Genomic DNA, 14475 nt, shown 5'->3' with positions numbered 1-14475 from the left:
TTTACTCCTCAGTAACTTGGACTTTGAGCGTTGCTTTAACATCATGATGTAATTTTACAGCAACTTGTGTTACACCCAGTGTACGAATAGGCTCATCCAATTCAATTTTACGTTTGTCGACTTTATGTCCTTGTTTGCTCAAAGCTTCTGCGATTTGTTTGCTGGTAATCGCTCCGAATAAGCGTCCACCTTCACCTGATTTAGCTTTCAAATCAATCGTCAAAGCTTCTAATTGTTTAGCTAGTACTTCTGCTTCTTCTTTTTCTTCTTGCTTTTGGCGTTCTACCGCTGCTGCTTGATTTTCAAGAATTTTAACATTACCACCTGTTGCTGGTTTAGCATGACCGTTTTTGATCAAGAAGTTTTGTGCGTAACCGTCTGCCACCTCTTTTACTTCACCTTTTTTACCGCTACCTTTTACGTCTTTCAGAAAAATAATTTTCATTCAAATAACCCCTCTTCCTTTTCCATTTGATCTAGTACTTCACGAAGTCGTGACTCCGCATATTCAATACTACCTTCAAGCTGAACAGCTGCATTGGTCAAATGACCGCCGCCACCTAATCGTTCCATCACGACCTGTACATTCATTTTACCAAGAGAACGGGCACTAATTCCAATCAAGCCGTCCATTCGCTCGCTAATCACAAATGAAGCATGTACATTATTCATATTTAGCAGCGAATCTGCTACCTGTGCAATCAGCAATTGCGGAACCTGATGACCTGGTTCGGTTACAGCTAATGCCACATGGTTATGAATAATTTTGGCGTGTTTGATAATTTCAGCTTTGGCGATATAATCACCTAAATCTTCTTTAAGCATTCGCTGTACCAATACGGTATCCGCACCATTACGACGTAAAAATCCTGCCGCTTCAAATGTACGTGAACCGGTATGTAGTGCAAAATGCTTCGTATCTACAATAATACCTGCTAGAAGCGAAGTGGCTTCCAGTGTTGTAAATTGTACTTTATCATGAATATATTGCAATAGCTCGGTCACAAGTTCACAGGTAGAAGAAGCATACGGCTCCAGATAGACCAGAACAGCATCATTGATAAATTCTTCTCCGCGACGATGATGATCCACTACGACAACACGCTTCGCCCGATCGACTAACTTCGGCTCAATCGTCATCGAAGATTTATGCGTATCGACTACAACTAATAATGTCTGTTCAGTCATCGCATTGAGTGCTTCATCCGGTGTAATAAAGCGTACCGATAAGCGCTCATCCAGTTCGATCCGTTCCATCATTTTCTCAATTGATGGATTCACTTTATCCAGCACAATATACGCATCTACATCGTACATATCTGCTGCTTTGAGCATTCCGATCGCTGCACCGACAACATCCATATCCGGTATTTTGTGACCCATAATAAGAACTTGATCACTATCTAGCATGAGATCACGTAGCGCATGAGCAATAACACGTGCACGTACTCTGGTACGCTTCTCTACTGCATTAGACTTCCCACCATAAAAGGATAGACGTTGATCTGCTTTGACTGCTGCCTGATCTCCACCGCGTCCTAGTGCCATATCCAGACTGGATTGTGCCAGTTCACCAAGCTCACTGATACTACCTGCCCCGAATCCTACACCTACACTAAGTGTTAATGGCACTTTGAGATCAGCTGTCATTTCTCGAATCTCATCCAAAATCACAAATCGACTTTGTTCCAATTCACGTAATGATTTCTGATTCAGTAACAATAAGTAACGCTCAGAGGATAATCGTCTTACATAAATGCCGTAATTTTTAGCCCAATCAGTAATTCGTGTCGCTACACGAGCGATTAAGCTAGTCCGTTGTTGATCATCCATACCTTGTGAAGCTTCATCAAAATTATCTAAAAATACAATGCCCAGTGCTAGACGTTCTTCTTCATGACGATCACGCAGATCGGCAAATGTCGTTACATCTTGCAAATAAATCAATCGTTCATCCGGTAAAATAATCAATTCGATCGTCAAATGTCCATGTGGCAATTCAAAGCGTACTTCTTTCGAAGATTCTTTACGCGCTTCTTCTTTAGCCTGCTGATAAGCATCCACAAATCGAGGAAAACATTCTTCAAGCGATGTACCGACTAACGTTTTGCGACCAAACATACTTCCGATATACCGATTATGCCATTCAACTGTATATTGATTGTCGTACAAAATAAGACCAAAAGGAAGCGTACTGACCGCTTCCTCTTCTACACGCCTGATCCGAAAAGATAATCCAGCAATATACTCATCTAATTCCCGTCGAAATGTAAGCTCTGCACGAAGTAAAGACACACCGAACAAAATCACACAGCAAAGTGCAGCCAGTCCGATAATCCAATTGAACCAAGACAGCAAAATGACCAGAACCAGCATAAGCAGAGATGCCCATACTGTTCGATAACCATGCCAGCGGTTTAACAAAAAATTAGGCATCATTCATCACCTTACCGTTTCGGTCTCGTAATATATTCGCGGAGCGGGAAAGCTAGATCGATAATACCAACAATCCGAAGTGGAGGAATCAATACCACCACTAGAGATAATAGAAACGGAAGAAACGAATTCCATTTCCGATGATGCGCCATAAAGAATACAAATCCGATCGTTTGGATCGTAAATGCAATATGTACCAGCGGCATAAAGTTAAGCACAAACGCTGCCAATACACCTGTTATATTGCTAGCTACGAAATACTCTAAAAGTACAGCAAGCAAATAATACCAGATCAAAGAACGTGGTAATCTCCACTCACGCGCAGGTCTTAATTTAGAAACCGAATAATTCATACTTTCCAAAATTGGACGACAGATCGCATGGGTAATCACAACCATTGTAAATGAGCTGATAATCAATGCGAAAGGAATCATTTGTAGCGTATAGTTCCATAATCCACGCACAAATTCCGGTGAGAAAATATCAGCAATATCTGGATTGATATCTGCCATCGCTCGCATAGGAGCTACCGAGAATTCTACAATATCTTTAACATAGACGGCGAGATTAAACTTATAAACGACAGTAGCAAAAATTAGCAATAGCAACATTTCTACAAGGGTGGTGATGCCTGTCGTAAATATGACTCGCAAAGCAGAAGCATTTTTCTTGTACAATCGTCCCATAACAATACCAGGTACCATAAAGAATATACCAAGTACCGCTACATAAATGCCTAACCTACCTTCCAGTTGAATCGCTACGATCATCGTAATCAACCAGATCGGAACCAGGTGCATAATGAATTGGCGCAGGTTTAGTGTCGAGTACAGCACGACTACAGGCACAATCAGAAAAAATATCGTTATAATGGATAATGAAGTTAATAAAGACAGCAACAGAAGCAAATAAGCTATACTCCATGCCACCGATGTCCAGCGCAATTTCAAAACATTCACCTCTTACCTACATGTTATTCAGCAATTAGCTAAAAAAGATTTACTCATCATTATAGCATAAACGCCAATAAACACACATCGATTTATCAATACCGCTTACGTAACTTTCATATTCTTAGCCATTCTTGATTTTTCAGGGCTATACTCCCCGCTACGTACAAATTGCTCACAATATTCTATAATCTGACTACGTCTAACAATACCGATAAAACGATTCATATCATCGACAACTGGTACAAAGTTCTGCACTTTTGCCAGATTGATCAAATCTTCCATATTGGCATCGATCGATACAGGTTTATTATCTTTTTGCAAAGGTACATCTGACATGAGAAATTTAGAAGCGTTCTCAAAAGTCACTTTACCTTCTGAATTTTTCATAAACCATAGCAGATCGCCTTCTGTAACTGTACCTGCGTAGCCTCCATCTTTATTCAACATAGGTACAGAAGTATAACGATGGTATTCCATTCTTTCAAGCGTCTGACGTAGTGTCGAATTAAGGGTGACACAAACGACCTCCTGCTTCGGTAGCAGAAAAAACGCAATATTCATGAAAAATCCTTCCTCTCATCATCTCAAAAACTCTAACATGATCTTATTCTAAATCCTTATTTCTTACTCCATACGTTTATGCTCAATCCTGTACAGTACGTAATAAGAAATACTTCGTTTCAGGATTCTCTTTTATTTTAAGCGATATCGCCGCTACAATAAAGCGAGTTAGTGAATCTGAGAGTCAGCAGGCTCAGCGGCTCTGTCTGCGGAATCCCTATTATTTATATCGGAATCAGAAGCGTCTGATTTCATCCATTCATTGATCAAATCGCGTGCTTCTTTAATTTCACTTTCACGTGGCACTTCGTAATAGACACCATCTACATATTCTCCATCGCCAGCAATCGTAAATGAAGTCACTTCAGGCTTACCACTACGCAGTATTTGACTCGCTAAGCCTGTAATCGTTTGTGGGCGCATATCTGTTTTGAAATTATTGCCCATAATAGTCAACAATTGAGGAATTTTTTCAATCTGGTTAAGTTGTATCGCTTGATCTGCTAAGGCTTGTAAAAAAATCTGCTGACGTTTGGTACGTCTAAAATCACTATCTTCCCGATAGCGTACATAATAAAGCGCATCCTGCCCTGTATAAATAGGCTTACCACCTTCTATGGTAAACTGCTCATGGTTAGGATCTTTATTGACGATATCTTCTTCTATCGGTAATTTTATGCCTCCTAAGGCATCTACAGAATCGATCAACCCTTGAAAGTTAATCGTTGCATAATAATTAAGCTTTTCATCCATTAGATTCTCAACCGTATCCATCGACATTTCAATACCGCCGAATGCATAAGCATGATTGATTTTATCTTTTTTGCCTTTGCCTACAATTTCTGTGTACGTATCACGTGGAATCGAGATCAATAACACTTTAGATTCCAACGGACGCATCACAGCAAAGATAAGGGTGTCTGAACGTGCTGTTTCGTTATCTCGCTGATCACTTCCGACCAATAACATCGAAAACGGCTCTGTCAGTACAGGAAGTTCTTCGGTGGCTTCTTGCTCGCCTCCAATTTGACGTACAGGTTGATAGGTCTGCTCTAATTGATCTTCAATACTGCCCGCTACGAACCAATCGAACATCAATGCAGAGATAGGTTTGCGTAACAGAAACAGGCTTCCAGCTACGACCACTAATGCAATTGCAGCTCCAATAGCTATTTTACGTTTTCTCGCCATTCATCCATTCCTCTTTTCAGACAGACCCGTATTATCATCATTAAACGTTTGATAACGACTATGACACAGGTTTATGGTTTTGCTCATTATACTTCAAAATACATTTTTACAACATAAAAAGCGCACAGGATCACATCTTCGAAATCCAGACATGATTCTGTACGCTATAGAAACAGACAAATCAACGATTTATCTGCATATATTTATAATAGTAATAAATATATACTACTCAGTTGTGTAAGGTAGCAATGCGATTTGACGAGAACGTTTAATCGCGATAGTCAACATACGTTGGTATTTTGCACTTGTACCTGTTACACGGCGTGGCAAAATTTTACCACGTTCGCTGATAAATTTACGAAGCAAGTCCGTATCTTTATAGTCGATGTGCTTAATTTTGTTTACAGTGAAAAAACATACTTTACGACGTTTGTTACGGCCACGGCGTCCACCTGGACGTCTGCCTTCTCCATCGCCGCTTTCGCGTCTATTGAAGCTCATATCATTCAGTCCTTTCTTTCATTAAAATGGCAAATCATCATCGGAAATATCTATCGGTTTACCGTCATCAGAGAATGGGTCCTGGTTATCTCGTGAGTTGTTGTTTCCATTATTACTATTATAGTTGCTACGGTTATTACTACCGCCGCCGCTATTGCTAGTATTATTAGAAGACTCTTCACGGGAAGATCCTCCACTGCCACCACCATCACGATTAGACTCAAGGAAACGAACATTATCAGCTATAACTTCAGTCACGTATACACGTTTTCCTTCATTATTCTCATAATTACGTACTTGAATTCGGCCTTCAACCGCAGTTAAGCGACCTTTTCGTAAATAGTTAGCACAAGTTTCAGCCAGTTGTCTCCAAGTGACGACCGGGATAAAGTCCGCTTCGCGCTCTCCACCTTGGCTCGTAAAAGGACGATCCACTGCTAATGTGAACTGGGTTACAGCTACACCAGCGGGTGTATAGCGAAGCTCCGGGTCTTTGGTTAACCGGCCGATTAAAATGACACGGTTTAGCAATCCAATCCCCTCCTCGAACGGTTATTACAGTTAAGCAGATTATTTAGTAACGTCAAGAGTAATGAGATAACGAATAACATCGTCAGAAATCTTCATAAGACGTTCTAGTTCAGCAACAACTTCTGGTGCTGATTGGAAGTTTACCAATACATAGATACCGTCACGAATTTTCTTGATCTCATACGCAAGACGACGTTTACCCATTACATCATGCTTTGTAATTTCGCCGCCGTTTGTGATGATGCCTTTGAACTTCTCAACAGCTGCATCTACAGCTTCTTGTTCCAGTTCAGGACGAAGAATGTACATCACTTCATAATTGCGCATAGTTTTCACCTCCTCTTGGACTAAGGCCCCTAATCAATGTCAGGAGCAAGGAACGAGCATAGACTCGAACTATATGATTATACCAAATTATAGTACATGAATACAAGCTTTATTTTAAGAAAATATATTTATAGAAAAAATATGTGTTAGAAATTAAAAAAGCTCCATCGCAATTCTGCGACAGAGCTTAGTAAACAAATATGTAGGTTGCAAAAATCATTGGGAAAAGAAGTGGCGGAGAGAGAGGGATTCGAACCCTCGCACGCCCTGAAGCGCCTAACTGATTTCGAGTCAGTCCCCTTATAACCTCTTGGGTACCTCTCCACGTCCGAGTTGACAACAGAATTGATTATACTCCATTATATTTGGGTTGGCAAGAATCGATTTCCCTTTACAGAACAGGATTTAACGCCTATATTGGTACCTGGTCATAATCTTATTTATACATATTCATTTGTGATATTCCTTGATAATTCATTCTGTACTATAACAGTTTTAGCTCACTTATTGCCATTAGGCAAAGCTTTATACAGTCTATGCATTTTTATGAATTTCAATGAATATAGCGTTATTCTCTCTGATTGTACGATTAATAGTGTTAATTTACTTCTCTCCTACTCCCTCATCCTAATCAGCTTGTTCCTTTTTAAAAGGAATCAAATAAACCCCCTTCACTCGTATGTTATTGTCCCTTTACTTGGATCTATTTAAGTCATTTGCTTCATAAAACTTGCCTTTGATCGCTGCCTGTTATATTCTACTAACTCATTATGCAATCGATCATATCTGCTTATAAAGTTATACACAATCATGCTATACAGCAAATAAAAAAGGTTATCCACTGTGGATAACCTTTAAAATACTATTTTCTTCTTTGTTTTCTGTTGATAAATTATCTTTGCTTCTTACTCACTGGCTGGTTGTATTTCACCCTCAACCGATCGTAATACCTTTTTCATATTTTTCTCAAATTTGGCTCTAGGTACTAATACACTATGCTTGCATCCCACGCATTTTATACGGATATCCATCCCCATCCGTATAATCTCCATCTCATTACTTCCACAAGGATGTGGCTTTTTCATTTGCACAATATCGCCCAATTGAAAAACCTTACGTTCCATTTCTTCACCCTCCACATATCCTTATCATCATAACTTTCTCTATCGTACTATACTGTTATATTCTAGCAAACTTATCCACATGTTTATATTATTTCAATCATTCTTTTTATTGATCATTTGATATATTTTCATCGCGTTTGTCTTTGACTTGCGATTCAAGTTCTCCCTCACCTTGTAACGGTCGATCCGCTGCTTCTTGTTCTTTTGCTTTTTGAGCCTCTTCTTCTTGCTGTTTGGCTTCTAATAATAAGCGTTCTTCCTCTTCATGATCCAATGCTTTTTTCACAGCTGTTTGTACCGCACGCTCTACACCTGCTCTTGAGTTTGGCTGACACTCAGCCACAATCCTAATCGCATACTCTGCTGTTGTTAATGATTGAATCCCTAATACTTCTGGCATTTTCAACATTTCTGGATGATCGTCTTTCAATTCTTCTACCGCTTGTTTGACTAATTTCAATGCATCATCCATACTACGTTCTAATTTTAGAGGCACATCGACAACGGCTAATGAATTTGAAAGTGAAAAGTTGGTTACACTGATAATTGATCCGTTAGGAATAATGTTTACCTCGCCATTCCAGCTCACCAGACGTGTTGTACGTAATCCGACCATCTGTACGGTTCCTTTATACAGTCCGACCTGAATGACATCACCTACAGCAAATTGATCTTCGAAAATAATAAAGAATCCTGTAATAATATCTTTTACAATACTTTGAGCACCAAAACTGATCGCTAAACCTGCTACACCGGCTCCTGTTAATAGCGGGGTCAGATTAAATCCAAATTCATTCAACACTAACATGATCATAATAAAGTTAAACACACTAGAAACTACATTTTTTAATAATTCGCCAATTGTAATAAATCGTCTTGGATTTGTTCTGAGTCTAGTTTTATCTTTCCCTTGCAAAGAACGCTCAATGACTTTGCTTATCACCTTGATAGCGATTTGAGTCAGTATAAAAATCAAAACGATACGAATACTGGAAAATAAAAACTGCCACCACATATCGGTATCGCTTGCCCATTTCCACAAGCCACTTGTAAATCCACTCACTTGATCTGTCGCTGATTCAGTTAATTGTTGAATATCCTGACCACCTGTTTGTTCACTTAAAAATCCTTTCATTCTTTCACCCTCCTATAACACAATCTGCTCATATGTCTGTTGTTGATATTTGAAAATGCCTCGAATATCTACTTGTTCTGTTTGGATAATTTCGCTCACTTCTGGCAAATCAGCTTCTGGAAACTGGATACATAATGCACAACCCGCTGTAATTTCTTTAGGTGTAGGGAACATATCATTTTCAATATCTGCATATTCCAGTAACATCTCCGCACGTAAAGCTTGCTGCGTAGAATCAAAAGCAATCACCAGTATACCATCCATCTTTTTCTTTACCCCCTTTTACTATCGATGTCCCTACCAATAACCCAACTTCTTTCTTAAAGCTTACACGTATCTGCCTATAGATACAAAATCGCCGCCATCCACAATAAGAGCTATGTTAGCATCTTGTTGTAAATGACGGCGTTCCTATCGTATTTGAATCTAAATTATACTTTGGTTGATGCAGGTGATTTAGCAAGTTGAATGGCTTCTTTTTCTTCAGGAGACAGGTTGTAGGTAGATTCGCTTTTGACAATCGGTTTCGCATACATATAAGAGCTATCTCGATTGTGAAGCCCTGTAAGAATAACACCGTCTGATTCATCATTGAGAATCGCTAATGAAAAACTAAGATCACTACCATGCTCCGAAAAAGCATTGTATCGTTTCATACCAATATGTGCCGGTACTTGACGCAAACGATGTTCGATCGCTTGAAAACGATCCCGTTTGTTTTGCTCATCATCTTCGATTGAATCCATTTGCAATTTTAAGTCTAGCAATAATGTTTCTAAGTTTTCTACTCCACTGCCTGCCATCATCTGATTGTACCGTTTGCGCATTTTGCTTAATTTGACTGCTTGCACAATAGCAATAATCAAGAAAATAATCATGATAATTGCTATACCTCCTACAAACAAATACAACTGTTCTGCTATCAGTCCATTCAATTCCGCCATCGTTGTCTGCTCTCCTCTTTCCTTCTTTTGTTGCTATTTATATTTTCTAATAAGCTTAGTTAGAACATTTTATTATTCGTCTACAACTACTTTGGCTCAAGTACGATCAATATATTGAATAGCTTCGATCAGTCGATCTATATCATTTGATGTTGATCGGTAGCCTACACTAGCACGTACTGCCCCTGTAGCAAGTGTGCCTGCTGCTATATGTGCCAGTGGAGTACAATGCATACCTGCGCGTACGGCTATACCAAATTCTCGATCTAAGCGAAAAGCGATCTCTGCACTGTCTTTATACTCCATTATAAAAGATACAATACCTGTACGTTCTTTGCCAATTTCAGGTCCCAGTACATGTACACCCTGTATATTTAATAACTTTTTGATCATCATTTGAGTTAATATTTGTTCTTCTTCAGCGATTTTGGTAACAGAACGCTCCAGTACATAACGAGCTCCTGCTTGTAGACCTGCTATGCCCGGCGTATTGGGCGTTCCTGCTTCATAGCGGTCAGGTCTTACATTCGGTTGGTTAATCTCTTCTGACTGGCTACCAGTGCCTCCATATATCCAAGGGTTCAGATCCATATCAGGAGCTATATACAATCCACCTGTTCCTTGCGGCCCAAGCAATCCTTTATGACCTGGAAAAGCAGCCATATCAATTTTCCATTGGGATAAATGTACAGGAATATGTCCTGCACTTTGAGCGATATCAACTAGTATTTTGGCACCATGATCATGAGCTATACTCGACAATTCAGCAATCGGTAATATACTGCCTAACAGATTCGAACTATGATTACATACCAAAAGCCGCGTTCGCGGCGTAAAAGCTTGGTTAACTTCAGCTAAGTTGATCTCCCCTTGAGCATCAACAGCAATATAAGTAACTTCTATCCCTATACTGCGCTTAAGAGCTTCTAAAGGTCGACGTACCGAGTTGTGTTCTGTCATCGTAGAGATCACATGATCTCCTGCTTCTAGATAACCTTGAATAGCCATATTCAAAGCTACTGTAGTATTGGCTGTAAATGCAATATCTACAGGATTATGTACATCCAGAAGTTTGGATAATGTTTTGCGACATTGAAATAACTCACGACTAGCTTGAACAGCCATCCGATGACTACCTCGCCCGGGATTAGCTGAAGCTTGCTCCAAGGCATACAACAATGCTTGACTCACTTCAGGCGGCTTTGGAAAAGAAGTGGCTGCATGATCCAGATAAATGATCGGTTGAGTCTCATGATCTTGAGATGACAATATAAAAGCCTCCCGTTTACAACTGATTTAGCATTTCTAACAGTCGCTCTAGATCTTGCTTGCTGTAGTAATTCAATTCAATTTTACCTTTGTCTTTTTGACTATGTTTGATTTTGACAGTCGTTTGAAAACGATCCCGTAAAGTCTCTTCTACATCCACCAGATAAGGATCTGATTTTTTGATTTTACTTTTAGCAGAATCATCTTTCTTTTTATCAAGGTTCTGTACAGCTTCTTCCAATTGACGTACATTCCATGATTGCTCTATCGCTTTATTAGCTAAAGCAATAATTATTTCTTGTTTTTTGACACTGACTAATGATCGTGCATGTCCCATCGACAATGTTCCACGTGAAACATATTCTTTCACTTCATCAGGTAACGACAATAATCGTAAAAAGTTAGCGATATGCGAGCGTGATTTTCCCACTTTAGTCGCCAGTTCTTCTTGCGTCATTTTGAATTCTTCCATCAACGCTTGATAAGCAGTCGCTACTTCAAGTGCATTCAAGTTTTCACGTTGTACATTTTCAATCAATGCAATTTCCATTACTTGTTGATCAGTGAAACTACGAATAACTGTAGGAATCGTTTTTTTACCAGCGACTTCTGAAGCACGATAACGGCGTTCGCCAGCAATAATTTCATATCCTTTTAGAACTTTACGCACAATAATAGGCTGAATAACACCATGCTGACTGATCGATTCTGCTAATTCTTGAATCGATTCATGATCAAAATTTTTGCGTGGTTGATACGGATTAGGACGTAATTCTTTTAAGTTAACTTCTACTATTTTATCGTCATCGCTGACAGACAATGAAGGAATCAATGCATCTAGCCCCTTACCAAGACGTTTACTCATAAGAAACCACTTCCTTTGCCAGCTCTAAGTAAACTTCTGCTCCTTTAGAACGAGGATCATACGTAATAATCGCTTTGCCATGTGAAGGTGCTTCACTCAAGCGAACATTACGTGGAATAATAGTCCGGTATACTTTATCTTGGAAATATTTTTTTACTTCTTCGATGACTTGTATGCCCAGATTGGTACGAGCATCCAACATCGTTAACAATACGCCTTCAATCTGAAGATCTGTATTCAAATGTTTTTGTACCAAACGCACTGTATTCAATAGCTGACTAAGACCTTCAAGCGCATAATATTCACACTGGATTGGAATCAACACTGAATCTGCTGCTGTCAATGAATTAATCGTCAAAATGCCTAGCGATGGTGGACAATCGATCAGTACATAATCGTAATCATGCTTTACTTGACTGATTGCATTTTTCAAACGTAATTCTCGTGAAATAGCAGGCACTAATTCCACTTCTGCTCCTGCTAACTGAATCGTAGCCGGGATAATATGCAATCCTTCAACTGCTGTCGATTTGATCGTCTCTTTTGGCGGGACATCGTTGATAATAATATCGTAAATGCAGTTTTCGACATCTGCTTTGTTGATCCCTACTCCACTGGTTGTATTCCCTTGTGGATCAATATCGATCAGCAGAACACGTTTGCCCAGCGTGGCTAAACAAGCGCCTAGATTGACAGATGTAGTTGTTTTACCAACGCCACCTTTTTGATTCGCTATAGCTATAATTTTCGACAACTCATTCACCCCAGTGTATGAAATTCGCTTGATGATAACAAAAATTCACTTCATGTCCGATCAGCGTTTTGGTATCTTAATCACTATTTCATAATGGTCTTCGTGATCTTGTTCAGACGTATTGATCGCAAGCCCTGAGCCAGACACAAGATCTATCGATTGACGAATCGTATTCAAAGCTAGACGTACATCTTTGGTATAAGAGATTCGTTTCGATTTTTTGACTGTTTTTGTTTTTTCTTTATAAAAAGCCACTCTGGCTTCTGTCTGCTTTACATTGAGTTCTTTCTCAATAATTTCGTTCAACACACGAAGCTGTAATTCTTCACTTCCAAGTGACAATAATGCTCTAGCATGTCTTTCTGTGACTTGACGGGACATTAGGGCTTGTTTGATCACTTCAGGTAAATTCAATAACCGAATTTTGTTGGCAATCGTAGATTGGCTTTTGCCTAAACGTTGTGCCAGACTTTCCTGAGTAAGATCATGCAGATCAATCAATTTCTGATAAGCAAAAGCTTCTTCAATCGCAGTTAATCCTTCACGTTGCAGGTTTTCAATTAAAGCAATAGAAGCTGCTTGTGAATCATTGAACTCACGAACAATCGCTGGAATCGTAGGTAGACCTAATTTGGTCACTGCTCGCCAACGTCGTTCACCTGCAATAATTTCATACTTTCCATTACGCATACGTACAACAATAGGCTGAATTACACCATGAGTTTTGATCGTCTGGCACAATTCTTCGATTTTGGCATCATCAAAAATAGTACGGGGTTGATACGGGCTGGTTGTGATATTAGCGACCGGTACCTGTTTGACTTCTTCCCCATTTGCGCGTTCAGTCAAGCCAAACAATTTGGAAAATTGTTCTTTCATTCGGTATAAGACCACCTAATCTCATGATAGCAACACCTGAAGCACAGGTGCACTTGATAATACGGATCGTACATTGATCTGTTTTCCTCATACTTCCATCTATTTATTTTAGCACTTTTCAAGTCATAATCCTATGATAGAACAACAAAAATTGTGACTAAAATTATAGCATTCTATATTCAAACATAACAAAAAGTTGTATAGCGAATGTTCCACGTGAAACACTGCTATACAACTCTTTACGAACACTATAATAACGCTAATAAATGATAGATCAATATTAACCTAACGGCTCTTTCATCGGTGTACCTGCTTTACGCGGATATCTCGCTGGAGTCGCTGCTTCTTTGTTAATCAGAATAATATGGCGATCTGATTCTTCAACAGGCAATTGGAAATGATGAACTTCACGAACTTTTCCTTTCAACAATCCTAGACTGCGAAAAGCATGCTGAATTTCTTCTGCCGGATCGATCCCTTTCATCGCTGCAAATGTACCGCCTGTTTTGACAAAAGGTAAGCAGAATTCATTTAGAACTGAAAGTTTAGCCACTGCTCTAGCCGTTACTAGATCATGATGATCACGATATCCTTCTTTTTGTCCCCACTCTTCTGCGCGTCCATGAATCAACTCGACATTTTGCAGTCCAAGACGATTCACAACACTTTGCAAAAATTGAATACGTTTATTGAGCGAATCAATAATCCGTAGCTGGATATGTGGGAACATGATTTTAAGTGGAATCCCTGGAAATCCAGCACCTGAGCCAATATCAGCAAGCGTCTGTATTTCATTGAGATCCATATAAAAAGCAAGTGAAATCGAATCATAGAAATGCTTGTTATACACTTGATCACGATCTGTGATTCCAGTCAAATTCATTTTTTCATTCCAGGTAATCAGCTCTTGATAATACCCTTCAAACTGCTCTAACTGTTGCTCATTAATTTCGATATTTTGTGCTGCTAACGTTTCTGTAAAATGCTGTTGAATTGAATCCATTT

17 protein-coding genes and 1 tRNA gene are annotated in these 14475 nt (G+C 39.3%); all 18 read right to left on the bottom strand.

Annotated elements, in window-relative coordinates; genetic code table 11:
• Nucleotide 1: 1 nt before the first annotated feature.
• Entirely contained in the window at nt 2-445 is a 444-nt protein-coding gene (gene rplI, locus RCP16_RS18915) for a 50S ribosomal protein L9 (RefSeq protein WP_069326400.1), read from the bottom strand.
• Complete coding sequence (locus RCP16_RS18910) at nt 442-2436, bottom strand: DHH family phosphoesterase (protein WP_069326399.1); 1995 nt, start codon at nt 2434-2436, stop codon at nt 442-444. Before RCP16_RS18910 ends, rplI begins: the two co-directional genes overlap by 4 nt.
• A gap of 11 nt (nt 2437-2447) precedes the next feature.
• Nucleotides 2448-3395, bottom strand: a complete 948-nt coding sequence (locus RCP16_RS18905) for a DUF2232 domain-containing protein (protein WP_245703419.1) — start codon at nt 3393-3395, stop codon at nt 2448-2450.
• Nucleotides 3396-3491: 96 nt separating this feature from the next.
• Nucleotides 3492-3950, bottom strand: coding sequence for a CBS domain-containing protein (locus tag RCP16_RS18900; RefSeq protein WP_069326397.1), 459 nt, complete (start codon nt 3948-3950; stop codon nt 3492-3494).
• A gap of 168 nt (nt 3951-4118) precedes the next feature.
• Nucleotides 4119-5141, bottom strand: a complete 1023-nt coding sequence (locus RCP16_RS18895) for an LCP family protein (protein WP_069326396.1) — start codon at nt 5139-5141, stop codon at nt 4119-4121.
• A 225-nt stretch (nt 5142-5366) separates the two neighbouring features.
• The gene (gene rpsR / locus RCP16_RS18890) at nt 5367-5642 is read right to left on the bottom strand and encodes a 30S ribosomal protein S18 (RefSeq protein ID WP_069326395.1); all 276 of its coding nucleotides are present in this window, start codon (nt 5640-5642) and stop codon (nt 5367-5369) included.
• A gap of 21 nt (nt 5643-5663) precedes the next feature.
• Nucleotides 5664-6173, bottom strand: a complete 510-nt coding sequence (ssb, locus tag RCP16_RS18885; RefSeq protein WP_069326394.1) for a single-stranded DNA-binding protein — start codon at nt 6171-6173, stop codon at nt 5664-5666.
• A 39-nt stretch (nt 6174-6212) separates the two neighbouring features.
• A complete protein-coding gene (gene rpsF, locus RCP16_RS18880) occupies nt 6213-6500 on the bottom strand; it encodes a 30S ribosomal protein S6 (RefSeq protein WP_069326393.1) in 288 nt (95 codons plus the stop codon).
• Nucleotides 6501-6732: 232 nt separating this feature from the next.
• Nucleotides 6733-6824: transfer RNA gene (locus RCP16_RS18875), tRNA-Ser, on the bottom strand.
• A gap of 581 nt (nt 6825-7405) precedes the next feature.
• A complete protein-coding gene (locus RCP16_RS18870) occupies nt 7406-7624 on the bottom strand; it encodes a DUF951 domain-containing protein (RefSeq protein ID WP_308641030.1) in 219 nt (72 codons plus the stop codon).
• A gap of 106 nt (nt 7625-7730) precedes the next feature.
• Nucleotides 7731-8759 carry a mechanosensitive ion channel family protein gene (locus RCP16_RS18865; protein ID WP_137224810.1) on the bottom strand — a complete coding sequence of 343 codons (1029 nt, stop codon included), beginning with the start codon at nt 8757-8759 and terminating at the stop codon, nt 7731-7733.
• Nucleotides 8760-8771: 12 nt separating this feature from the next.
• Entirely contained in the window at nt 8772-9023 is a 252-nt protein-coding gene (locus tag RCP16_RS18860) for a putative Se/S carrier protein (protein WP_069326390.1), read from the bottom strand.
• Between the two features lie 167 nt (nt 9024-9190).
• Complete coding sequence (locus RCP16_RS18855; RefSeq protein ID WP_308641029.1) at nt 9191-9703, bottom strand: DUF4446 family protein; 513 nt, start codon at nt 9701-9703, stop codon at nt 9191-9193.
• Nucleotides 9704-9799: 96 nt separating this feature from the next.
• Nucleotides 9800-10972: an aminotransferase class V-fold PLP-dependent enzyme gene (locus RCP16_RS18850; RefSeq protein WP_308641028.1), complete on the bottom strand. Its 1173-nt coding sequence runs from the start codon at nt 10970-10972 to the stop codon at nt 9800-9802.
• A gap of 16 nt (nt 10973-10988) precedes the next feature.
• Nucleotides 10989-11837, bottom strand: coding sequence for a ParB/RepB/Spo0J family partition protein (locus RCP16_RS18845; RefSeq protein ID WP_069326387.1), 849 nt, complete (start codon nt 11835-11837; stop codon nt 10989-10991).
• Complete coding sequence (locus RCP16_RS18840) at nt 11830-12591, bottom strand: ParA family protein (RefSeq protein ID WP_069326386.1); 762 nt, start codon at nt 12589-12591, stop codon at nt 11830-11832. The genes RCP16_RS18845 and RCP16_RS18840 overlap by 8 nt, the downstream gene beginning before the upstream one ends.
• Before the next feature lie 60 nt (nt 12592-12651).
• Nucleotides 12652-13470 (bottom strand): nucleoid occlusion protein, encoded by an 819-nt coding sequence (gene noc / locus RCP16_RS18835; protein ID WP_069326385.1) that lies wholly within the window; start codon nt 13468-13470, stop codon nt 12652-12654.
• 280 nt (nt 13471-13750) lie between these two features.
• The gene (gene rsmG / locus RCP16_RS18830; RefSeq protein ID WP_308641027.1) at nt 13751-14473 is read right to left on the bottom strand and encodes a 16S rRNA (guanine(527)-N(7))-methyltransferase RsmG; all 723 of its coding nucleotides are present in this window, start codon (nt 14471-14473) and stop codon (nt 13751-13753) included.
• Nucleotides 14474-14475: the final 2 nt, after the last annotated feature.

Source organism: Paenibacillus nuruki (assembly GCF_963311185.1).
In the GTDB taxonomy this organism is placed as follows: Bacteria; Bacillota; Bacilli; order Paenibacillales; family Paenibacillaceae; genus Saccharibacillus; species Saccharibacillus nuruki.
This window is presented reverse-complemented; position numbering and strand designations above follow the sequence as displayed.